Here is a 22,149-nt window from a genome sequence, read left to right as displayed (position 1 = left end):
TGCCCTCCCTCAGCTAGGGAGGCGGCGGGTCGGTTTTTTGTTTCTAGGCGGACCTACCGGGGCGGTATCCACACCGTCTTTCCGCGCACCCGTGCCATCCTGCCCCGCGATGCCGGCCCGCCGCACCCCGCGTCATCATTCGCGCCGTTGTGGTGCGGGCACAAGGTGACCAGGTTGTCCATGTTGGTCGGCCCTCCCCGCTCCCAGGCCTGTATGTGGTGTACCTGGCATTCATCCCCGCCCACCAGGCAGTCCGGCCAGGCGCAGACCGGGTTTTCAATCAGCGCCAGGCGCCGCTGCTTGTCGGAGGCAAAGCGTTCGATGCGGTAGAGGTTCACCGGCCCGCGCACTGGGTCGACCAGGCCGACGAAACCGAATTCGCTGAGCTTGCGCCGCACCAGCTCGGCGCCGCTGACGACGGCGCCGTTGGTCAGCTGGACGGCGATGTCTTCGGCGCCGGAGGAGGCATCGTTAAGCAGGCGACCGAAGTCGCTGATGTCCATGACCGCGTTGGTGATTGCCGGTGTGGCCGCCCCGCCGCCGCCTAAGAGGACGGCGCGGGCGTCGTCGACCGAGTCGATGTTGGCGTGCAGGTCCGCGATGAACGCCGAGTCCGCGGTAATCTTCCACGACCACAGTCCGTCCTTGCCGCGACGCAGCTCGACGCCGGGCGTGCGGGTTGGGCTGGGGTTGGCCTCGCGCACCTTGCGGCGAGCGATGCGCCCCATCGCCTCCTCGTCCGCCGCAATGGCCGCAAGTTCCTCGAAGATGCGCCAGGCGTCGTCCTGCTTGCGGGCCCGCCCCACGTGGTAGGCGATCACCAGCAGCACCGCCAGGTCGTGGCCAATCCGGCGCGCAGACGCTAGCGCCCGGCGTTGGCGACCACGGTAGCGGGTGGCCCCGAAAAAGAGGTCGCGCACTCCCAGCAGCTCTTCGGCACCGGCGCGCGTGGCACCGGCATGCTGCACGAGGTCGTCGACGCTCGCGCCGCGGACTTCCTCCAGCAGGGCGATGCCCGTCGCCCGCGCCCCGAAGTACGCCCGCGTGCGTTCTAAACGGTCTGGATCAAATTCTGTGTTCATGCCTCCTAGAACAGCAGCCCGCGCGGCGCGGCTCAAGGATTCGGGGCGCTAGCCTGTGGATAACCGGCCCAAATTATATGCGGGCGCATATACCGCGGAGTTATCCACAGGCCGGGGCGCTATTTTCCGGGGCGCTATTCTTCGGTGGAATCCGAGTCGCTGTTCGCGTCCAGCTCGCCTTCGGGGACGCTGTTCTGGCTCCAGCGGGAAACGACCTTCTCGATGTCGCCGTCACCGGTCTCGACCTCCTCGACCAACTCGTCGATGTCCTGCTCGATCAGGAATTTCGACAGCGAGCCCAGCATCTCCATTTCTTCCCGGTCCAGCAGGCCCTTCGTGAAGATGGGGCTGTAGTTCTGCGGCAGCTCGCTGGCGGGGCTCGCGCTGCAGCCCTGGGCGGTCGACGGGTCGACGGTGGTCAGCGTGGTCGGCAGCGATTCCATCATCGCGATGTGCGTCTGCCCGTTGCGGTCCTCGTCCCGGCTGGCCTCGCCGGCGCCGAAATCTTCGGCCATCTCCCGGGCGCGGTCGGGGTCGAGGGCGTAGAGGGCATCGCCGGTGCAGGCGGCCCAGAAATTACCTTCCTCGCCCATCTTTTCCACCAGGGAGGAACCGGCTGTGTTGTCCTCGACGACTAGCTCGGCATGCCGGTCGTTGCGGGCGAAGGCCTGCTTGAAGATTTCGGCGACGACCTGGCCCTCCGTCTCCTGCGAGTCGACCAGGATGCGGATGTCCGCGTCTTCCCGCGGGTCGGCGGAGCTGCCCGGATCGGCGTCCGCGCACCCGCTCAAGGCCACCACCGCGGCCACCAGACAGGCGGCACCGGCTTGCACACGCATCGAATCCTCCCAACGTTGAAATTCCCTGTCATCTTACACGGCGTGCCCCGACGTGTATTTTCCCCGCCCGGTTACTACGATGGTTCATGATATGACTAGTGCACTAACCGAATCCGCTGTCCGCAGCGCGCTCTCCCGCGTAGAGGATCCTGAAATCGGGCGCCCGATTACCGAACTCGACATGGTCAAGTCCATTTCCGTCGACGGCAACGACGTCGCCGTGGAAATCTACCTGACCATCGCCGGCTGCCCGATGAAAAACACCATCCAGTCCAACACCCAGGCGGCGTTGGAAGACATCGACGGCGTTGGCAACGTCACCGTGACGCTGGATGCGATGAACGACGAGCAGCGCCTCGAACTCAAAAAGAAGCTCCGCGGCGGCAAGGCCGAGCCGGAAATCCCGTTCGCGAAGCCCGATTCCACCACCCGCGTCTTCGCGGTGGCCTCGGGCAAGGGCGGCGTCGGCAAGTCCTCCGTGACCGTCAACCTGGCCTCCGCCCTGCAGCGCAAGAGCCTCAAGGTAGGCATTATCGATGCCGACATCTACGGCCACTCCGTCCCCGGCCTGCTGGGCTCGACGACAGGCCCCACCGTGCTGGACGAGGAGATGCTGCTGCCGCCCATCGCGCACGATATTAAGCACATCTCCATCGGCCAGTTCGTCGAGGGCAACGCGCCGGTCGTCTGGCGCGGGCCGATGCTCCACCGCGCCCTCCAGCAGTTCCTGGTCGACGTCTTCTGGGGCGACCTCGACGTGCTGCTGCTGGATCTCCCTCCCGGCACCGGCGATGTCGCGCTCTCGGTGGCCCAGCTCATCCCCAACGCCGAGCTGCTCATCGTCACCACCCCGCAGGCCGCGGCCGCGGAGGTCGCCGAGCGCGCCGGCTCCATCTCCCAGCAGACCCGCCAGCGTGTGGCCGGCGTCATTGAGAACATGGGCGCGATGGTCATGCCGGACGGCACCACGATGGACATCTTCGGCAGCGGCGGCGGCCAGATCGTCGCGGACCGGCTGAGCACCCTTTTGGGCCACGAGGTCCCGCTGCTGGGCCAGATTCCGCTGGATCCGGCGCTGCGCACCGGCGGCGATGCCGGCGTGCCGATCCTCGAGCAGGCCCCCGACTCGGCTGCCGCGCAAGCGGTGGCCGCCATCGCGGACAAGATCGCGGTGCGGAAGGATTCCCTGGCCGGCAAGCCGCTGGGCTTGGGCGTTACCCAGCACTAAACGCTAGGTAATATCCGACCAGCTAAAGCCCGAGGTCTGCTCGGGGCGGCGTTCACTCGGCTGCGGTTGCTGCTTAGGCTGCGGTGCTGCCTTCTCCTCGGGCGCGGGGGCAGAGGTGGCATCGGCAGCGTAAATCTGCGAATAATCAAAGCCCTGCGCGGCCGCCGCGGTATTGGTTTCGCGCGGCTGGTCGGTGTACGGGCTGTAGCTTTCCTCGCGCTGCTCGACCTTCGCCGCCGGCTCGTCTAAGAATTTCTTCGGGTTGAAGTCGTCCCAGGCGCTATCGTCGCCGTCGAACAGCGCCTTGGTCAGCACGCCGCGGGGCCCGAGCCGGCCCCACTCCATGGCCTGGTTGAGCGGCCCGCGCAGGTCGTCGAACTCCTTGGAGAACTCCCCCACCTCGCCGTTGAGCTCGGCCTTGGCGTTGTTGATCGCCCGCCGCGCGGCGAAAATCGCGGCGCGCACGTCCTGGAGCACGCCGGGCAGCCGCTCCGGCCCGATGACAACGACGGCGATCAGCACGATCACCACGATCTCGGTAACGCCTAAATTCGAAAACACGTGACTTACTCTAGTCTTTCTCCACGGCCCTGGTTATGCCGGATGGCCCGCACCATCATCTCCAGCCGGTCGAGCAGATCCTGTTCCGGATGGTAGGTCGGCGTGGAGGCGTCCGGGCCGGGCCCCACCGCCGAGCTAGCGATGCTAGTCAGCCTATCCACCAGCGAATGCGGCGCGCGCACCTGGTGGTCGACGTTGCACATGCGCACCCATTCCGAGGCGCCGCGCTGCACGTGGACCTCGCGGCGGCATTCCGCGCAGTGTACTAGGTGCACGCGCACGCGGTGAGCGGCCTTGTGGTCCATCTCGCCGTCGACGAAGGCCACGACCGCCTCGGGGCCCAAGTGCCCGATGGTGTCCATGCGGCGGGCCCGCGCCTTAGCCTTGTCGCGGATCTTGCGGGCCCGCGCAATCCCCGCCGCGCCAGCAGCTCCGGCCGAACCGGCAGCTCCGGCCGCGCCCAAGGAAGAAAAACGCGAAACATGCGGGTGCACAGCTTTGGCCTCCTTTCTGCCACCTAGCACTAGTCCTAACACCAGCCTAGGGAATTTTCCTAGGACTTGGTGGGAAGCAGGAGGCGAGCGTCGGCATCGTTAGCCGCGGCGGACTCGATGGCCGCGCGCAGCTGGGACCGGCCGCGGTGGATGCGGGAGCGCACAGTGCCCATCTTCACGCCCAGGGTCTCGGCGATTTCGTCGTAGCTCATGCCCACGACGTCGCAAAGCACGACGACGACACGAAACTCCGGGCTCAGCGAATCCAGCGCGGCCTGCAAGGCCGGGTCCAGATTGGCCACGGTGTAGGCCTGCTCGGGCGTCATATCGTTGCCCGGCACGCGGTCGTAATCCTCGGGCAGGGCCTCCATGCGGATCTTCGCGCGGTGGCGCACCATGTCCAGGAAGAGGTTGGTGGTGATCCGGTGCAGCCAGCCCTCGAAGGTGCCCGGCTGGTAGTTGTGCAGCGACCGGAACACACGCATGAAGGTCTCCTGGGTTAGGTCCTCCGCGTCGTGCTGGTTACCGGACAGGCGGTAGGCCAGCCGGTAGACGCTGTCGGCGTGCTCGGCCACCAAGTCGGCCCACGATGGCATGGCTGCCTGCCCGGCATCGAAAGCTGCGGTGCTTGCGGGGGCATCGTTCGACGGGAGTGACTCTTTTGCCATAACAAGTATTGTGCTACATCTTTCTTCCAAACTCCAGACGGTGGACTGTACATTTGCTGTTAGCCGTTTTGCCACCCACAACTCGGGGCGTTATCCCCACCTAAGCGCGGCATTATGCCTAGACTGAAGGCCGTGACTACTACGGCTTTTGACGCATTGCAATCCTATATCGGCTCGACCTCCGCGCCCTCGGAGGCGCTGGCGCACGCCCGCGACCACGCGCAGGAGTATTCCCTGCCGCTGCCCGACGAGTCGCTGGGCCAGCTGATTAGCACCCTCGCCGCCGCCTCGACGGGGCACGCGGCCACGCCGAAAGCCCAAGCTATTGTCATTTCCCCGGCCGCGGCGGTCGTCGGCCTCTACGTTTTGGAGGGCCTGTCCGAGTCGGGTTCGCTGACCTGCATCGACCCGGAGGCCGAGCACCAGGCCGCGGCCAAGGCCTCCTTCCGCGAGGCCGGTTACCCGCCCAGCCGCGTGCGTTACCTGCCGTCGCGCCCGCTCGACGTCATGAGCCGCCTGGCCAGCGAGTCCTACCAGGTCATCTACGCCGACGTGCACAGCCTGGACCTGCCCGCGCTAGTCGATGCCGCCTGGCCCCTCCTATCCCCGCACGGCACCCTGATCCTGCCGAATGCCCTCCTGGACGGGACCTTGGGCGATAGCTCCCGCACGGATCGGGCCACCCAGTCCGCCCGCCAGGCCGACGCCGCCATCCGCGAGCTCGAGGACGCCGTGGTCACCCGCCTGCCGCTGGGCGGCGGGGTCACGCTCGTGACGAAGCTCTAAACGCGCTGGTTCTTGCCGACGACGACCACGCCGCCGGCCGAAATCTGGAAGCGCTCGGCGTCGCGCTCCGCGTCGACGCCGATGATGGCGCCCTCGCCTACCTCGACGTTCTTGTCCAGGATGGCGTGCCGCACCACGGCCCCGCGGCCGACGCGCACGCCCGGCAGCAGCACGGAACCCTCCACGGTCGCGCCGTCGGCGACGTGCACGTCGGAGGCCAGCACCGAGTTGCGCACCGTGCCGCCGGAGATGATGCAGCCCGGGGCCACCATCGACGACTGCGCGATACCGTTTTGCACGAACTTCGCCGGCGGGAAGTTGGAATCATCCGTCGAGTGGATGGGCCAGTGCCGGTTGTACAGGTTGAAGATGGGGTGCACGGAGATGAGATCCATGTGCGCCTCGTAGAAGGAGTCAATTGTTCCCACGTCGCGCCAGTAGCCGTGGTCGCGCTCGGTAGAGCCGGGTACTTGGTTAGACATGAAATCGTAGACGTGGGCCTGGCCGCGCTCCACGAAGTACGGGATGATGTCGCCGCCCATGTCGTGCGCGGAGTCGGGGTTGTCCTCGTCGGCCAGGAGGGCATCGATAAGCGCCTGGGCGGTGAAGACGTAGTTGCCCATGGAGGCATAGGTCTGCGTCGGGTCGTCGGGGGTGGACGGCGGATCGGCCGGCTTTTCGACGAACTCGGTGATAGTGCCCATGCCGTCGGCCTGGATGCAGCCGAAGGCGCTGGCCTCGGAGCGGGGCACGCGGATGCCGGCGACGGAGCAGTCCAGGCCGGTCGCGATGTGCTCGTCGACCATCTGCGCCGGGTCCATGCGGTAGACGTGGTCGGCGCCGAAGACGATGACGTAGTCGGGCTTCTCGTCGTAGATGAGGTTCAGCGACTGGACGATCGCGTCGGCCGAGCCGTTGTACCAGCGCTTGCCGCGCCGCTGCTGCGCGGGCACGGAGGCGATGTACTGCGGCGTGGGCCCGGACAGGTTCCAGGCTTGGGAGATGTGGCGGTCGAGCGAGTGCGACTTGTACTGGGTCAGCACCGCGATCTTCAAGAAACGGGCGTTGACCAGATTCGACAAGACGAAGTCGACGAGTCGGTAGGAGCCGCCGAAAGGCACGGCGGGTTTGGCGCGGTCTTCCGTCAACGGAAAGAGGCGTTTGCCCTCTCCGCCCGCGAGGACGATGGCAAGGACGTTAGGCTGGCTTCTCACAACCTCCAACCTATCCGCAGTATCGAAACTACGCAGCGGAAATGGCTAGTATTTACCCCCTGTTTACCTTCGGTGCGCGGCGCGGCATTAATCATTATTCTGGGAGGGTATGAGAGCCGGAATCTTTTCCAAGGAATACCCTCCCGAGGTCTACGGCGGCGCCGGGGTCCACGTCGCCGAGCTGACCCGCTTCATGCGCGACATCATCGACGTCGACGTCCACTGCATGGGCGCCGACCGCGCTGAGGCCGGGGTCTTTGCCCACGGCCCCGACAGCGCGCTGAACGACGCCAACCCCGCCCTACAGACCCTGTCGACCGGCCTGCGGATGGCGCACGCGGCCGACAACCTGGACGTGGTGCACTCGCACACCTGGTATTCCGGCCTGGGCGGCCACCTGGCGGGGCTGCTCTACGGCATCCCGCACGTGGTCACCGCCCACTCCTTGGAGCCGCACCGCCCGTGGAAGCGCGAGCAGCTGGGCGGCGGCTACGACATCTCCAGCTGGTCCGAGCGCAACGCCATGGAATCCGCCGACGCCGTCATCGCCGTCTCTGCGGGCATGAAGGACTCCATCCTGGACGCCTACCCGCACATCGACGCCGGCAAGGTGCACGTGGTGCTCAACGGCATCGATACGCAGCGCTGGCAGCCGCGCCACGGCGACTACCTGGCACAGCTGGGCGTGGACAGCCAGCGGCCGGTGGTCGCCTTCGTGGGCCGGATTACCCGCCAGAAGGGCGTGGAGCACCTGCTGCGCGCCGCCCGCTCCTTCGACCCGGGCATCCAGCTCGTTCTGTGCGCCGGCGCCCCCGATACCCCGGAGATCGCCGAGCGCACCCAGGCCTTAGTGGACACGCTGCGCGCTGAGCGCGACGGCGTCTTCTGGGTCCAAGAGATGCTCGACCACGACCGCGTCCAGCAGGTCTACACCGGCGCGGATATTTTCGTGTGCCCGTCCATCTACGAGCCGCTGGGAATCGTTAACCTCGAGGCCATGGCGTGCGGCACCGCGGTCGTCGCCTCGCGCGTCGGCGGCATTCCGGAAGTCGTCCGCGACGGGATTACGGGTACTCTGGTGCCCTACGACGCCGACGACGCCGCCACCTTCGAGGCGGATCTGGCCCAGGCCGTCAACGACCTCGCCGCCGACCCCGACCGCGCCCGCCGCTACGGCGAGGCCGGCCGGCAGCGCGCCGTGGAGGAGTTTTCCTGGGCGGCAATCGCACAACAAACGGTCGATATCTACCGCTCGCTGGTCTGAGTTTTAAGGAGTTTTTCTTGCCAATCCACATTCACCATCCTGAGCTTCACTTCGCTCCGGAAAGCGGAATCCTGGACGCTCCCGCCGGGGCGCTGCTCGACGGCACGACCTGGCACCTGTACTTCCAGTACCGCGCGCAGCCCGGGCAGGGCGCCCGGTGGGGCCATGTCTTCTCCGAGGACATGCCCTTCGACTGGTTGGAGTGCGACGACGTGCTCGCCCCCGCCGGCGGCGAAATCACGCTGCGCGCCGGCGCCGTCGCGGCAGTCGATGCCGGCGTGAACCTGTACTTCACCTCCGTGACGTCGACGGGCAGCACCGTGGCCCTGGCCCAAGACAAGGACTTCGACCGCGTCTGCGAGGTCTCCGACGACCCGTCCACCCTGGACGCGGCCATCCAGCGGGTGGGCACCGTCGCCTCCGACACCACCGATTTCTCCCGGTTCCGCTCCCCCTGCGTCGTGCCCGGCTGGGCCGAGGCCGACCGCGACGAGGGGCACGCCGGCTGGATCATGCTGGCGCTGACCGGCACCACGGAAACCCCGCAGCCGGTCATCCTCCACTCCGAGGACGGCACCTCCTGGACCTTTTCCGGCCCGCTGACCTTCGACGGCGACACCGGCCTGTCCGGCTGGAGCGCCGGCGGGGACCTGCCCCCGGTCGTCTCCCCGCGCATCATCCGCCTGCGCGATCAGGTCGACGACCACATCTACGACGTCCTGCTAGTGACCATCGAGCGCGGCGACCGAGAAGTCTCCGGCTACCTGGTCGGGCGCCTGGAGGGCACCGTGTTTAACGTACGTACCGGCTTCCAGCAGCTGGACTTCGGGCACGATTTCACCCGCCCGCGCACCACGAACTACATGCCGGGCACGGTCGACCAGCAGCAGCGCTTCGAGCAGTCGCGCCTGTTCGGTCTCATGAACGGCCAGGGCCGCGCCGACGATGCCACCACGCACCCCTCCTTCACCGAGGAAGGCTGGGCCAACGTGCTCTCCCTGCCGCGGCACGTCACCCTGCAGGGCGGCAAGCTCTTCCAGACCCCGGCCGTGGGCCTGCCGGACGCGGTTGCCGAGTCCTCCCGGGCGCGTTCCTGGGTGGGTCTGCTCAACGTGCCGGCCGGCTCCCACCTGACGGTCGAACTGCTCGACGCCGACGGGGATCCGGCCGCGGTCGTGACCCACTCCGGCGAGGAGCTCAGCCTTAAGCGCTGCTCCAAGTTCCAGGATCTCTACGCCGACGATGCCCCCGCCGCCGCCTCCCTCGCCGAGGACGACTCCGACTCGCTGACCATCATCATCGATGGCTCTACCGTCGAGGTCTTCGCCGACGGCGGCCAGGTGGCCATGGCCTCGCGCGTCTACTTCACCGGCGGCTGCAGCGGCCTGCGCACCAGCGGCGACGCCGAAATCCTGCGCGAGTGGGAGCGCGCCGGCTCTTAGGAGAACCGGCCGGGCTAGACCGCGCGCAGGCGGTCGAGGCGGGCGCGGGCGGTGACCGACAGCGTCGTCGGCAGGGCCGCTAGGCGCTCGTCGAGTTCGGCGGCGCTGATGTGCCGCGCCGACGGGCTCATCCCCACCTGGTCGCGGATGGATTCCTTGTCCAGGGTGATGGGGAAAGAGATATCCACCGGGTCGGCGGCCTGCTCGAGGTAGCCGCTGGCCTGCTCGTACATGCGGTCGATCTTGCCCTCTTCCACGCCCAGGATGCCCAGCGGCTCGCGCAGCTCGTCGAGGTGGCCGACCTCGGGGGTCAGCACAACGACCTGGCCGCCCGGGGCCAGGATGCGGCGGAATTCGGCCGGGTTGCGCGGGGCGAAAACCACGGAGATGGCGTGCACGCTGTTATCGCGCAGCGGCAGGCGCTCCCAGACGTCGGCGACCACGGCGCCGATCCGCGGGTGGGCCTTGGCCAGGTGCTTGGCCGCGTGCGGGGAGATATCCAGGCCCACGCCGCGCGAACCCGCAATGGAGTCGAGCGTGTGCGCCAGGTAGTAGCCGGTGCCGGCACCGACCTCGAGGATGCTCGGGGCGACATCGTCAGCCACCGGCTCCACGACGTCCTGGATGCTGCCGGTCACCGCCTCCACGAAGGGGGCGAAATGCCCCCTGGCCAGGTAGGTTTCGCGGGCGTTGACCATGTCCATGTCATCGCCCTGGTGTTTGAGCCCCGCCCCGGCCGCGAGGGTGACGTAGCCCTGCTTGGCTACGTCGTAGCTGTGTCCAGACTCAGACACGAGGCGGGAAAACTCGTCTGCGCCCTGCAGGGCACTTCCGTCGGCGGGATCCGCCAAAAGATCAATGATGTCGGAAAGCATAGACCTACTCTAGCTGGCGACTTCGGTCAGCAACGAACCGAGCTCCGCCGCCTCTTCCTTGGACAGTTCGATGACGATTCGCCCGCCGCCGTCGGAGGGGATCCGCATGACAATCTTGCGCGATTCTTCCACCGCTTCCATCGCTCCGCCCGTGGTACGAGGTTTCATAGCTGCCATGGTTTCCACACTTTCTTTACAAAGGATTACTGCTTCTTCCCAGTCTATCCTTTATTCACATCCGGGGTAGCGGCCCGGTACCTTTCCAGCTCGGTGCTAAGGGCGGCTATCACGCGGTCGACTTGGTCCTGGCGGTAGCCGTGGCGGGCGACGTCGAACTCCAGCTCGGCGTAGTTGCCGGCGGCGAGGGCGGCATCGTTGTGCTCATCGGCGGCCGCCGGGTTGGGGACGGCCTCCATGACGGGCCCGGGACCTACCAGCTTGCCCCACAGCCAGGCGCCCACGACGACGAGGGCGCCCAGCACCACAATCAGCACGAGCCAAGAAATCATGGTTTGAGGATACCAGCAAGCGCAGGCCGCTCGGCCACCTCAGGCACTCCCGCCCCGGCGCGGGCCAGGATGGTCTGCGCCACCACGTCCGCCATCGGTCCCAGCTGCTCCAGCGGCTTGTTGCGGTGGCGCCGCGGGGCCAGCGGCACCTGCGCTATCGATGCCCTCCCATAGGCCCGCCAGACATCAATCAGCAGGCCGGCCTCGACCCCGTAGTCGGCAACGAAGGGAAGCTGCACCGCACTCGCTCGCCGCAGGGCGTACTCGCCTCCCAGCGGCTGGTAGATATCGGCTAGCTCCGGGAAGAACAGGCGCAGCAGGGGCTTGGCGCTAAGCTCCGTCACCCGCCCGCCGCCGGTGGCTTGTGCCCCTAAGGTGCGCTCGTAGTGGGCCTTGACCAAGTGAATCCCCGGGTCCTGGAAGGGCCGGGCGAGGGCGTTGACCATGCCGGGTTCGGCGGAGTCCAGGTCGGCGTCGACGAAGACCACGACGTCGCCGCTCGCGGCGGCGACCCCGCGCCACAGCGACTCGCCCTTGCCGGGCACGGGCGCAATGCCCCCCAGCACCGCGCGCCAGTTGAGCACCGTGGCCCCGGCGCGGGCGGCCTCTTTCGCGGTCTCGTCGGTGGAGTCGGCGTCGATGACCAAGACCTCGTGCGGACAGTCGGCCAGGCAGGCGGCAACCACCCGGGCCACGGTGGCTTCCTCGTTGAGCGCCGGGATGACAACGGAGACTTTCATGCCAGCCCTCGCGTCGTGGCCAGCGGGGCCACCTCCCCCGCGATCGCCGCGGTCATGCGGATGACGTCGACGGTTGCGGCGACCTCGTGCACGCGGAAGGCCGCCACCCCGCGGGCTGCGGCCCAGGCCGTGGCCGCTAGCGTCCCGGCGACGCGCTCGCCCACCCCGCGTCCGACGGTCTCGCCCACGAAGTCCTTGTTCGACAACGCCATGAGCACCGGCCAGCCGGTCGCCACGACCTCGTCGATACGCCGTAGCAGCTCGAGCCCGTGGAAAGTATTCTTGCCGAAGTCGTGCGTGGGGTCGATAAAGACCAGCTCCTCCGGGCAGCCTAGACCCGCGGCCTTCTCGGCCAAGGCGGTGGTCTCTGCGATGACGTCGGCGACCACGTCGTCGAAGTGCACGCGGTGCGGGCGGGTGCGCGGGGTGATCCCGCCGGTGTGCGAGCAGACGTAGCCGACGCGGTGCTGGCCGGCGACCTCGATGAGCTGCGGGTCAAAGCCCGCCCAGGTGTCGTTGACCAGTCGGGCCCCGGCGGCGATGGCGGCCTCGGCGACCTCGGAACGCCAGGTGTCTACGGAGACGACGACGTCCGGGTAGCGCTCGGCGATGGCCGCGATGGTGGGCACGACGCGGTCGATCTCTTCGGCGGCATCGACCTGCGTGCCGGGCCCGGCTTTGACGCCACCGACATCGACTATCGATGCCCCCTCCGCAACGACCTGCTCGCAGCGGGCCAGGGCGCGGTCCAGCTCGAAGGTGCTGCCCTGGTCGTAGAAAGAATCCGGGGTGCGGTTGATAATCGCCATGACCTCGGCGATAGCGTGGTTGTGCATGGGGCTAGAGATCGCGGATGCGCCCGTCGGTCATGATGGCGTGCGCGCTGACGATGTGCTCGACGGCCTCGTCCACCGAATCCGTAACCAGGAACAGGTCCAGGTCGGTCTCGTTGATATAGCCGTCAGCAACCAGGCGCTTTTGCATCCACTCCACCAGGCCGGACCAGTACTCGGTGTCGAGCAGGACGATCGGGTAGTTCGTCACCTTGCCGGTCTGGACCATGCAGGCGACCTCGAAGAACTCGTCCATGGTGCCCATCCCGCCCGGCAGGCAAACGAAAGCCTGGGAGTACTTCAAGAACATAGTCTTGCGGGCGAAGAAATAGCGGAAGTTCAGCCCCAGGTCGACGTACTGGTTCAGGCCCTGCTCGAAGGGCAGCTCGATGCCCAAGCCGATAGACATGCCGCCGGCCTCGTGCGCGCCGCGGTTGGCGGCCTCCATGATGCCGGGGCCACCGCCGGTGATGACGGCGTAGTCCGCGCCGACTAGCTTGTTGCCCAGCTCGACGGCCTGGGCGTAGGAAGGGGCGTCCTCCGGCGTGCGCGCCGAGCCGAAGACGGTGACGGCCTTGGGCAGCTTCGACAGCGCGTCGAAGCCGGCCACAAACTCGCCCTGGATGCGCAGCACGCGCCACGGATCAGCGTGCTGCCACTCGTGGTCGGCGCCCGACTGCAGCAGGCGCTGGTCGTAGGTCGACTCCTGCTCGCCTTCGGTGCGCAGCAGCAGCGGCCCGCGCAGGGTGCGGTGGTAATTCTCAGAAAGGTGCTTCTGATTGTTTTTCTGCGGTGCCATCGACAACGGCTCCCTTTCTATCTGTCTTTTAAGAGTTTTCTCTTAAGAGTTCGTGCTGGTCAGGTACTGGCGCAGGACGCTGGCGACCGAGGTGATCTGGTCTACCGGGCACTGCTCGTCCGGCTTGTGCGCGAAACCGGGATCACCGCAGCCGAAGTTCACCGCCGGGGTGCCCATCTCGGAGAAACGGGCCACGTCGGTCCAGCCGTACTTGGCGCGAACCTGGCCGCCGACGGCATCGATAAGCGCGGCGGCCGCGGGCTGGCCCAGGCCGGGCAGCGCGGGCCCGGCGACGTCGTCGACCTCGATGTCGATGTTCTCGTGCTCGCCGAGGACCTCGCGCAGGTGGGCCATGGCCTCCTCCGAGCTGCGATCGGGCGCGAAGCGGTAGTTGACAAACAGCCACGCCTCGTCCGGGATGGTGTTGGTCGCCACCCCGGCCTCTAGGTGCACGATGTTGATGCCTTCCTTATACACGCAGCCGTCGATTTCGACGTCGCGCGGCTGATAGGCGGCGATGTTGTTGATGACCGGGGCCAGGGTGTGGGCGGCGTTCGAGCCGAGCCAGGCCCGTGCCGAGTGCGCGCGGGTGCCGCGGGCGGTGACCCGCAGGCGGATGCTGCCCTGGCAGCCGGCCTCGATCATCCCGCCGGAGGGCTCACCCAGCAGCGCCAGGTCCCCGGCCAGCCACTCCGGGTTGTCGCGCTGGATGTGGCCCAGGCCGTTGTATTCGGTGGCGACCTCCTCCCCCTCGTAGGCGATGAAGGTGAGATCGTGGGCCAAGGAGGCATCGTTAGCCAGGGTGGCAAAGGTGTGCAGGTAGACGGCCAGGCCGGACTTCATGTCGACCGTGCCGCAGCCGAACATCGTCTCGCCATCCATGTGATGCGGCACGTTGTCGGCCAGCGGGACCGTGTCCACGTGCCCGGCCAGGACCACGCGGGAATCCAGCCCGCGGTGGGTGCGGGCACAGACCGTGTTGCCGAAGCGAACGACCTCCACCTCCTCGATGTCGCGGAGGGCGGCCTCAATCGCATCCGCGATGGCTTCCTCGTGGTGGGAGGGGCTGGGGATGTCCACGAGCTGCTTCGTCAGCTCGACTGAGCAGGTCAGCAGATCTAGGTAATTCGGCTTCGGAGTACTCACAACCGGCCATGCTACCGCGTAACGCGGGGGTGGCGGGCGTGACCTTGGTGACGAACGTGTAAACTCCCAGCAAACACTCGCTGTATTTCAGCGGGATCGACATATCGCAAATCTGGGTTGGAGAATTCAATGGCTACGGAGAAACCACAGCGACTAAAAACCCGCCACCTGACCATGATGGGCCTGGGCTCCGCCATCGGCGCCGGACTGTTTCTCGGCGTGGGCGTGGGCATTCATATCGCCGGCACGTCCATTCTCATCGCCTATGCCATCGCGGGCGCCTTGGTCGCCCTGATCATGCGAATGTTGGGGGAAATGGCCTCCGCCCGCCCGTCGCTGGGCTCCTTTTCCACCTACGCCGGCCAGGCCTTCGGCAACTGGGCGCGGTTTACCTGCGGCTGGCTGTACTGGTTCATGCTGGTGATGGTCATGGGCGCCGAAATCACCGGCGCGGCGGCCATCATCGGCGGTTGGTTCGGCGTCGAGCCGTGGATCCCGGCGCTCATTGCGGTGCTGATCTTCGCGGTCATCAACTTCGCCTCCGTGCGCGGCTTCGGCGAGTTCGAATTCTGGTTCGCTGTCATCAAGGTCGCGGTGATCGTCGCCTTCCTCGTGCTGGGCGTGCTGATGGTCACCGGCCTGTGGCCGGGCACGACCTTCGTCGCCACGGAGAACTTCACCGATAACTTCCTGCCCAACGGCATCCCCGGCTTCGCCGCCGGCCTGCTGGCCGTGGCCTTCGCCTTCGGCGGCATCGAGCTGGTGACCATCGCCGCCGCGGAGTCCGAGGATCCCGCGCACAACGTCTCCACCGCCGTGCGCGCCATCATCTTCCGCATCATCGTCTTCTACCTGGGTTCGGTCGCCGTCATCGCCCTGCTGCTGCCCTTCGAGCTGATCCAGGACGCCGACGACGCCTCCCAGTCCCCCTTCGCCCTGGTGATGGGCACCGCCAACATCCCGGCCGTGGCCGGCTTCATGGAGCTCGTCATCGTCGTGGCCCTGCTGTCCGCGTTCAACGCCCAGATTTACGCGACCTCCCGCCTGGTCTTCGACATGGCCCGCGACGGCAACGCCCACCACGCCTTCCTGTTCACCAACGCCCAGGGCTCGCCGCGCAACGCCGTCGTGCTCTCCATGATCTTCGCCTTCGCCTCCGTCGGCCTGCAGTACTGGAACCCGCCGGGGCTGCTGACCTTCCTGTTCAACGCCGTGGGCGGGTGCCTGCTGGTCATCTGGATCCTGGTGGTCTGCTCCTACCTGAAGCTGCACCCCGAGATGAAGGCCAACGGCGAGCTCACCCAGCTGCGCACCCCCGGCTTCCCGTACGTGCCGTGGATCGTGCTGGCCGCCCTAGGCGCGCTGATCGTGCTCATGCTCTTCGACCCGGCCGCCCGCGCCCAGATCGGCGCCGTCGTGGCGATGTCCGCCGTCCTCATCGTGCTGTCTTTCGCGCTGCCGACCGGCGCGCGCAGCCAGGTGGGGCGCAACAAACGCTAATTAGCTAAACTGGCTCAACGTGCGTCTAAACAACTGAATACGTGGCATATTCCCTTCGATTTTTTCACGAGGCATTTTCACACTATGACTTCAGCATCCGCCCGCGGGCTCGCGACCATCACCCACGACGGCACGGTCTTGGACGTCTGGTTCCCGGCCGTCCACACCGATCAGCCGGTGGAGCAGTCCGGCACCACCCAGCTGGATGAGGTTCCCCAGCAGTTCGCTGAGCTGGTAGGCCCCGACGAGGAACGCGGCGTCGCCCGCGTGGCAGTTGCCACCGGCATCGCCTCGCTTGACGATGCCCCCATCGACACCTACGACGCCTACCTGCGCCTGCACCTGCTGTCCCACCGCGCGGTCCGCCCGCACGAATTGAACATGGACGGCATCTTCGGCCACCTGGCCAACGTCGTGTGGACCAACTACGGCCCGTGCGCCGTCTCCGACTTCCAGATGGTGCGCGGCCGCCTGGCCTCCCGCGGCCCGGTCACCGTGTACTCGGTGGACAAGTTCCCCCGCATGGTCGACTACGTCATCCCCTCCGGCGTGCGCATTGGCGATGCCGACCGCGTCCGGCTGGGCGCCCACCTCGCGGAGGGCACCACCGTCATGCACGAGGGCTTCGTCAACTTCAACGCCGGCACCCTGGGCGCCTCCATGGTCGAGGGCCGCGTCTCTGCCGGCGTGGTGGTCGGCGACGGCTCCGATATCGGCGGCGGCGCCTCCATCATGGGCACGCTGTCCGGCGGCGGCAAGGAGGTCATCTCCCTGGGCGAGCGCTGCCTGCTCGGCGCCAACTCCGGCGTCGGCATCTCGCTGGGCGACGACTGCGTCGTCGAGGCGGGCCTGTACGTCACCGCCGGCACCCGGGTTACCGTCTACGGCAAGGTCGCCGAGGCCGTCGGCGTCGAGGCCGGCGAGCAGGTTAAGGCCGCGAAGCTGTCGGGCGCTTCCGGCGTGCTGCTGCGCCGCCACTCCGTGACCGGCGCCGTCGAGGCCACCGAGTGGAAGGCCGCAGCCGTGGCCTTAAACTCCGACCTCCACAAGAATTAAAATTCGGCCGCTAAGGACCCCTTCGGGGGTCCTTTTTCGTAGGCGACCTACACTAAGAGAGTGTCTACTGCTGAACCTACTCCCGCCGCTACCCTCGGCCACGGCCTGAAGGTCCGCCACCTGACGATGATGGGCCTAGGCTCCACCATCGGTGCCGGGCTCTTTTTGGGCACCGGGGTCGCCATCGCCGCCGCTGGCCCGGCGGTCCTCGTCGCTTATGTCATCGCCGGCACCTTGGCCATCCTCGTGATGCAGATGCTCGGCGAGATGGGCACCGTCATTCCCGCCTCCGGCTCGTTTTCCGAGTATGCCGAGCACGGCATCGGACGCTGGGCGGGCTTTACACAGGGTTGGATCTACTGGCTGGCCACCGTGGCGGTGCTGGGCGCCGAAATCACCGGCGCCGCCGCCTTCATCGGCGCGTGGCTGGCCGTGCCGCCGTGGATCCCCGCGGCCGTGTGCGTGGCCATCTTCGGCGTGATTAACCTTTTGCACGTACGTTCCTTCGGCGAGTTCGAGTACTGGTTCGCCGCCATCAAGGTCGTCGTCATCGTCGCCTTCCTGCTGCTGGGCGTGGCGCTTATCTTCGGCCTGCTGCCCGGCCACACCTTCGTCGGCACCGAGATCTTCTTGGGCGACGGCTTCATGCCCAACGGGCTGTCGGGCGTGGCCACCGGCCTGCTGGCGGTCGCCTTCGCCTTCGGCGGCATCGAGGTCGTCGCCATCGCCTCCGCCGAGTCGGAGGACCCGAAGCGCTCCCTGGTCAACGCCGTGCGCTCGACCATCCTGCGTATCTCGGTCTTCTACCTGGGCTCCGTGCTGGTGATTACCTTCCTGCTGCCCTACTCTTCGCTGGGTGACTCCGATACCGCCGCCGCCTCGCCGTTTACCCGCGTGCTCGAGCACGCCGGTATCCCGTTCGCGGCCGGCCTGATGGAGGTCATCATCGTGCTGGCGCTGCTGTCTGCCTTCAACGCGCAGATCTACGCCTCCTCCCGCATGATGCACTCGCTGGCCACCCGCCGTGAGGCGCCGCGCATCTTCGCCCGCACCAACACCCACGGCGTCCCGCTGCCGGCCATTGGGCTGTCGGTGGCGCTGGCCGCCGTCATGGTCGTCCTCAACTACGCCGATACCGGTTGGCTGCTGACCTTCATGCTCAACTCGGCGGGCGCTTCCCTGCTTATCGTGTGGACCTTCATCGCGGTCGCGCAGCTGCGCCTGCGCCGCCAGCTCGAGGCCCGCTACGAGCTGCCCATCCGCATGTGGGCCTACCCCTACCTGACGTGGCTGACTCTGATTGCGCTGGCCGGCATCGCCGTGCTCATGCTCAGCGATGCCTCCTCCCGCATCCAGCTCGCCTCCGCCGCCGCCATGTTCGCGGTGCTGGCGGTTGCCGGGTTCATCAACTCGAAGGTCCGCGGCATTTCCCCGACCTCGACGCTGGACCTGCCGTAGCAGCTCGGCCGGCTGGGCGCTCACCGTGTGGTGGGCGCCCTTTCTTTGTGCCGGCTTCTGGTTCTCCGGCTGCGCTTATGCCGCCTGCCCTTCTGCCGGCTTCTCTTCCGCCGGCTTCTCTTCCGCCGGCTTCAATTGCCCGGCACAATGAACCCTTCGCGGGCAACGGCGGCGCTTTTCTGCGCGCGAGACCCGCCACCGTGACCGCGAAGGGCGCGCTAAGCGGAAATCACCCCCGCGGCCTACCCACTTGGTAGCAATGTCACCATTTAGGATGGGCATTTTGCAGGTCGCGCCCGCCAGAAACCGGCGTGGGCGGAGTATTTTTAGCGTTTGTCGGCCATTTCCGCCCTCTTCCCTAGCAATGACTCTGCCCGCTGCCTAGCTTTAGGTGCATGGCGATGTGGACGACTGCGCGGCTGCGGGAGGAGGGCATCGGCAAGCGGCGGATTCGAACGCTGCTGGCCGAGGGCCGACTTTTTCGTATCCATCGCGGCGTCTACACGGACCAGCAACCGAGCGCTCACGAGGTCGCGACGTGCCTGCTGGCGGCGTATCCGCGTGCGGCGCTGGCTGGGCGAAGCGCCATCGAGGTGCACTGTGGGCTGCCGCTGAGCTTTCCACTGACGCTGGAGGGGCCGCGGACCATCGTGGGTGAGAATTTCCGTGTCGTGCATTCACGGCTGCGCTCGAAGCAGCAGGTCAATGGTTTTCGGGTCGTGGAACCCTTGTGGGCGGCGCGGCGCTGCCCGGAGCGCAGCGGGCCCATGCTGGAAGGGCACTACCACGGCAAAGACGGCCGGGCTCGGCTGGCTAAGGACAGGCGCCGGATGGGGCGGATACCCAAGGGCCTGCGGGCGTGCCTGCGCGAGTGCGCCATCGGCACGGATTCGCTGCGCGAGCGGGAACTTGCGCGCGCCCTGCGCAAGGAGGGAATTTACCCGATTCATAACTCGGTCGTGGCTGGCTACCGCTTCGACCTGGAGCTGCGGCGGTGGAAGATTCTCATCGAGGTCGACGGCTATACCTACCATAGCCAGCACCGCAACTTCATCCTCGACCGCATGAAATCTAATGCCGGCCAGAACCACGGCTACCTGGTGCTTCGGTTTACCGGCGACTGCATTCGCTTCAACCTTCCCAGTGTGATCAACCAGATCCGCGACGCTATTCGGTGCCGCACGCGAGGACACCCCGGGCAAATGACGTATGTCAGCCGCGAGCCTGCTTGGAAGTGGCACTGGAACCTTTAAGCTTTGCCAGGTAGCCCGCTATTCTCTACGCTTAATCACGAAGATGGGCCTGTTGCGCCGTTGGCTCGGTGCCAATGGGACCTCCCGCCTCCGTAGCCTTCGGTTTTTGTCCCCGGCGGGAGTGGCAAGAGCCAAGAAAGGATTACCTGCCATGTCGATCGCCGATCACATCGCGAATCACACCTTTGAGCAGGTCGAGGCGTGCACCGAGGACGAGTACCAGCGGGAGATAGTATACAAGTCCTACGCCGTGGGGTATTCCACGATGGTCTTCAGCCTGTACACCGTCGGCGCAATCTTCGCCTGGCTCTTAGACGGGCAGCTCTCCCAAGTTTCCGTGGTCGTGATTCTGCCGTACGTCCTGGCCGAAATGCTCAGCACCCAATGGATGACCAAGCACATTCCCCGCCCGAAGCCCGCTACCCCGCGTCTTCTTCCCACCGCGCTTGTCGCTCTACCAGCTGCGATCATGATGGCGGGCATGTTCTACAACACCTACCAGGCGGGCCAGCTTGATACGGCTAGCGGCATCATCGTCGGCGGTATCTTGGGATTTCTCGGCGGGCTGGTTTTCACCCCGCTCATCATCAACCTCCTCCGCGCACGCGACCAGCGGCGCTTGGACGCCTCATTCGATGACTAGTTAGCTGGCCGGCTGGGCGACTACCGCCTGGCCGAAACCTCACTCGACCGCGCATGAACCCTTCGCGGTCACCGGCAAGGCAAATCCGTGCACCAATCCTCTGCCCGTGAGCGCGAAGGGCGCGCGAGGAAAGTTCTGCTGAACATACGAGTAGCCGGCCGACCGGCGCTACCGCGCATGAACCCTTCGCGGTCACCGGCAAGGCAAATCCGCGCACCAATCCCCTACCCGTGAGCGCGGAGGGCGCGCGGGCCGGCGGAGAGCCGGAAACAGGAGCCAACGGCTGCGCGAAACCAAGCGGAAGCGGGAGAAGCGGGCCGGGAATAAGCGCTAGGCGGGCTCCTGCTCGTGGACGACGCGCGGGCCCTCGGGCCGCGAGCGGAAGGTCCAGAGCTTGTTGATGATGAAGTTGACCGGCATGGCGAGAATGACGGAAATCATGTTGGCCCAGTAGGACATGGTGCGCAGGCCGGTGGAGTCGTCGAAGATATCGCGCGGCAGGCCGATTGGCGTGGTGGGGTTCATCAGCAGCACCATGAAAATCTGTGAGACGACCAGCGCGCCAAGGCCGGTGAGCAGGAACGGGAAGAAGCCGCGCAGCCAGGACACGCTGCTGACCGATTTGAAGGTCCACATGCGATTGAGCTGGTAGTTCCAGGTGTTGGCCACGAGGAAAGCGATCACCATGAAGACGTTGTACCAGCGCACGTTGAATTCGGTGCCGAAAATCGGGAACCAGACGTCGGTCTCGTGCACGGAGAAGAAGCCTTCGGCAATCTTCTTGCACAGCACGAACACGGCAAAGTTAACCAGCGCGCCCGAGCCGCCCACCATTCCGAATTTGATGAACTGCCGGAGGTTGGCCGCCATGCGCGCGAAGCTCTGCTCACTCATGAACTACCTTTTCAGGCCTGCGGATAACAACAATAACTCTTCGAGAATACTCCGCGACTACTGCGGGAGCGAAAACCGGCGCTGCGTGCCTTGCAACGGATCGGTAAAGCTAAGGCTGGTGTGCCACAGCTTGAGCGGCCGGGAAAAGTCGTAAAGGTCGAGGCCACGGTCGATTGGGTAGGTGTCGTCGCCGAGAATTGGCGCGCCCAGGTGGTTCAGCAGCACCCGCAGCTGGTGCGTGTGCCCGGTCTCCGGCCACAGGTCGGCCACCCGCCCGTGCGCGCGGACTCGGGTGCGGGTGGTGGTGCCGGTGGCATCGACGGCCACGCGGCGCTGCCCGGCGATCTTGCGCATGGGCAGGGTTATGAGCTCGTCGATGTCCAGCGGGGCGGAAAGCTCCGCGCGGTACTGCTTGCGAACGCGGCGCTGGGCGAAAAGCTGCTGGTAGACGCTGCGGGTGGCGCGCCGGCGAGAGCAGACCACAATCCCCGCGGTCAGCCGGTCCAGCCGGTGGATGGGCACGATTTCGTCCTCGCAGAACTCGAGGCGGAGGCGGGTCTGGACGGTGTTGCGGACGATGCGCCCGTTGCTCGTCGTCGGCAGAAAGTGCGGCTTGTCCACCACGATGAGGTCCTCGTCAGCGAAGAGGACGCGGTGGTAGAACGGGACCTCCACTTCCGCCGGCACGACGGGGTGAAACCACGCCGGCACGGGCCGCGGCAACGCTTGGCCGGGACGGAGTTTCTCGCCCTCGGCAAACGGGGAATCACCAGCACGGGCGGCCCAGTACTCCCCTTCCCACGGAACGCGACCGCGCAGGACGGTCTTTTGCGGGGAGATACCCTCCCGGCAGCCGATGGGCGGC

At 66.6% G+C, this 22,149-nt stretch carries 24 protein-coding genes; 9 read left to right on the top strand and 15 right to left on the bottom strand.

The genetic code is table 11. The features are described from left to right. Window positions 1-53 precede the first annotated feature (53 nt). A complete protein-coding gene (locus VVR85_RS03770; RefSeq protein WP_368519618.1) occupies window positions 54-1,082 on the bottom strand; it encodes an HNH endonuclease signature motif containing protein in 1,029 nt (342 codons plus the stop codon). Window positions 1,083-1,216: 134 nt separating this feature from the next. Then, window positions 1,217-1,921 carry a hypothetical protein gene (locus tag VVR85_RS03765; protein ID WP_368519617.1) on the bottom strand — a complete coding sequence of 235 codons (705 nt, stop codon included), beginning with the start codon at window positions 1,919-1,921 and terminating at the stop codon, window positions 1,217-1,219. 91 nt (window positions 1,922-2,012) lie between these two features. Between VVR85_RS03765 and VVR85_RS03760 the strand changes: the two genes are divergently transcribed. Further along, on the top strand, window positions 2,013-3,149 hold the full coding sequence (locus VVR85_RS03760) for a P-loop NTPase (RefSeq protein WP_368519616.1): 1,137 nt from the start codon (window positions 2,013-2,015) through the stop codon (window positions 3,147-3,149). A gap of 3 nt (window positions 3,150-3,152) precedes the next feature. Here VVR85_RS03760 and VVR85_RS03755 read toward each other — a convergent pair whose 3' ends face one another. The 3 genes from VVR85_RS03755 to sigE form a co-directional block, all read right to left on the bottom strand. Further along, complete coding sequence (locus tag VVR85_RS03755) at window positions 3,153-3,710, bottom strand: twin-arginine translocase TatA/TatE family subunit (RefSeq protein WP_368519615.1); 558 nt, start codon at window positions 3,708-3,710, stop codon at window positions 3,153-3,155. Window positions 3,711-3,715: 5 nt separating this feature from the next. Further along, window positions 3,716-4,123, bottom strand: a complete 408-nt coding sequence (locus VVR85_RS03750) for a zf-HC2 domain-containing protein (protein ID WP_409338180.1) — start codon at window positions 4,121-4,123, stop codon at window positions 3,716-3,718. Window positions 4,124-4,263: 140 nt separating this feature from the next. Next, the gene (gene sigE / locus VVR85_RS03745) at window positions 4,264-4,872 is read right to left on the bottom strand and encodes an RNA polymerase sigma factor SigE (protein ID WP_368519614.1); all 609 of its coding nucleotides are present in this window, start codon (window positions 4,870-4,872) and stop codon (window positions 4,264-4,266) included. Window positions 4,873-4,986: 114 nt separating this feature from the next. On the opposite strand from sigE, the gene VVR85_RS03740 reads away from it, so the two are divergent. Then, entirely contained in the window at window positions 4,987-5,658 is a 672-nt protein-coding gene (locus VVR85_RS03740; RefSeq protein WP_368519613.1) for an O-methyltransferase, read from the top strand. Here VVR85_RS03740 and glgC read toward each other — a convergent pair. Next, the gene (glgC, locus tag VVR85_RS03735; protein ID WP_368519612.1) at window positions 5,655-6,872 is read right to left on the bottom strand and encodes a glucose-1-phosphate adenylyltransferase; all 1,218 of its coding nucleotides are present in this window, start codon (window positions 6,870-6,872) and stop codon (window positions 5,655-5,657) included. The genes VVR85_RS03740 and glgC overlap by 4 nt on opposite strands. Window positions 6,873-6,981: 109 nt before the next feature. Between glgC and glgA the strand changes: the two genes are divergently transcribed. Continuing rightward, on the top strand, window positions 6,982-8,136 hold the full coding sequence (gene glgA, locus VVR85_RS03730) for a glycogen synthase (RefSeq protein ID WP_368519611.1): 1,155 nt from the start codon (window positions 6,982-6,984) through the stop codon (window positions 8,134-8,136). Window positions 8,137-8,159: 23 nt separating this feature from the next. Beyond that, window positions 8,160-9,578, top strand: a complete 1,419-nt coding sequence (locus VVR85_RS03725) for a GH32 C-terminal domain-containing protein (protein WP_368519797.1) — start codon at window positions 8,160-8,162, stop codon at window positions 9,576-9,578. 14 nt (window positions 9,579-9,592) lie between these two features. Here VVR85_RS03725 and VVR85_RS03720 read toward each other — a convergent pair whose 3' ends face one another. Genes VVR85_RS03720 through dapE form a run of 7 tightly spaced genes read right to left on the bottom strand, consistent with a single transcriptional unit; the run spans window position 9,593 to window position 14,480 of the window. Then, entirely contained in the window at window positions 9,593-10,453 is an 861-nt protein-coding gene (locus VVR85_RS03720) for a methyltransferase domain-containing protein (RefSeq protein WP_368519610.1), read from the bottom strand. A gap of 9 nt (window positions 10,454-10,462) precedes the next feature. Further along, window positions 10,463-10,630: a DUF3117 domain-containing protein gene (locus VVR85_RS03715; RefSeq protein ID WP_070769414.1), complete on the bottom strand. Its 168-nt coding sequence runs from the start codon at window positions 10,628-10,630 to the stop codon at window positions 10,463-10,465. A gap of 44 nt (window positions 10,631-10,674) precedes the next feature. Beyond that, complete coding sequence (locus VVR85_RS03710) at window positions 10,675-10,962, bottom strand: cell division protein DivIVA (RefSeq protein WP_368519609.1); 288 nt, start codon at window positions 10,960-10,962, stop codon at window positions 10,675-10,677. Beyond that, the gene (locus tag VVR85_RS03705) at window positions 10,959-11,702 is read right to left on the bottom strand and encodes a glucosyl-3-phosphoglycerate synthase (protein WP_368519608.1); all 744 of its coding nucleotides are present in this window, start codon (window positions 11,700-11,702) and stop codon (window positions 10,959-10,961) included. The genes VVR85_RS03710 and VVR85_RS03705 overlap by 4 nt, the downstream gene beginning before the upstream one ends. Next, window positions 11,699-12,538, bottom strand: a complete 840-nt coding sequence (gene folP, locus VVR85_RS03700) for a dihydropteroate synthase (RefSeq protein ID WP_368519607.1) — start codon at window positions 12,536-12,538, stop codon at window positions 11,699-11,701. The genes VVR85_RS03705 and folP overlap by 4 nt, the downstream gene beginning before the upstream one ends. Before the next feature lie 4 nt (window positions 12,539-12,542). Further along, a complete protein-coding gene (locus VVR85_RS03695; protein WP_368519606.1) occupies window positions 12,543-13,334 on the bottom strand; it encodes a TIGR00730 family Rossman fold protein in 792 nt (263 codons plus the stop codon). Window positions 13,335-13,376: 42 nt separating this feature from the next. Beyond that, window positions 13,377-14,480: a succinyl-diaminopimelate desuccinylase gene (dapE, locus tag VVR85_RS03690; RefSeq protein ID WP_368519605.1), complete on the bottom strand. Its 1,104-nt coding sequence runs from the start codon at window positions 14,478-14,480 to the stop codon at window positions 13,377-13,379. Window positions 14,481-14,609: 129 nt separating this feature from the next. Between dapE and VVR85_RS03685 the strand changes: the two genes are divergently transcribed. The 5 genes from VVR85_RS03685 to VVR85_RS03665 all read left to right on the top strand — a co-directional run bounded on the left by VVR85_RS03685 (window position 14,610) and on the right by VVR85_RS03665 (window position 20,390). Next, window positions 14,610-15,980 carry an amino acid permease gene (locus VVR85_RS03685; RefSeq protein WP_368519604.1) on the top strand — a complete coding sequence of 457 codons (1,371 nt, stop codon included), beginning with the start codon at window positions 14,610-14,612 and terminating at the stop codon, window positions 15,978-15,980. Window positions 15,981-16,064: 84 nt separating this feature from the next. Then, on the top strand, window positions 16,065-17,036 hold the full coding sequence (gene dapD / locus VVR85_RS03680; protein ID WP_368519603.1) for a 2,3,4,5-tetrahydropyridine-2,6-dicarboxylate N-succinyltransferase: 972 nt from the start codon (window positions 16,065-16,067) through the stop codon (window positions 17,034-17,036). A gap of 126 nt (window positions 17,037-17,162) precedes the next feature. Continuing rightward, window positions 17,163-18,494, top strand: a complete 1,332-nt coding sequence (locus tag VVR85_RS03675) for an amino acid permease (RefSeq protein WP_368519796.1) — start codon at window positions 17,163-17,165, stop codon at window positions 18,492-18,494. A gap of 395 nt (window positions 18,495-18,889) precedes the next feature. Continuing rightward, window positions 18,890-19,747 (top strand): DUF559 domain-containing protein, encoded by an 858-nt coding sequence (locus VVR85_RS03670; RefSeq protein ID WP_368519602.1) that lies wholly within the window; start codon window positions 18,890-18,892, stop codon window positions 19,745-19,747. Between the two features lie 151 nt (window positions 19,748-19,898). Then, window positions 19,899-20,390 (top strand): hypothetical protein, encoded by a 492-nt coding sequence (locus tag VVR85_RS03665; protein WP_368519601.1) that lies wholly within the window; start codon window positions 19,899-19,901, stop codon window positions 20,388-20,390. 330 nt (window positions 20,391-20,720) lie between these two features. On the opposite strand, the gene VVR85_RS03660 is transcribed toward VVR85_RS03665, so the two are convergent. After that, window positions 20,721-21,284: a GtrA family protein gene (locus tag VVR85_RS03660; protein WP_368519600.1), complete on the bottom strand. Its 564-nt coding sequence runs from the start codon at window positions 21,282-21,284 to the stop codon at window positions 20,721-20,723. A 57-nt stretch (window positions 21,285-21,341) separates the two neighbouring features. Continuing rightward, window positions 21,342-22,142: a pseudouridine synthase gene (locus VVR85_RS03655; RefSeq protein ID WP_368519795.1), complete on the bottom strand. Its 801-nt coding sequence runs from the start codon at window positions 22,140-22,142 to the stop codon at window positions 21,342-21,344. Window positions 22,143-22,149: the final 7 nt, after the last annotated feature.

Source organism: Corynebacterium sp. LK2590, assembly GCF_040946105.1.
Lineage (GTDB): Bacteria > Actinomycetota > Actinomycetes > Mycobacteriales > Mycobacteriaceae > Corynebacterium.
Note: the sequence above shows the minus strand (reverse complement) of the source record. Positions and strands in the feature narration are given on the sequence as shown.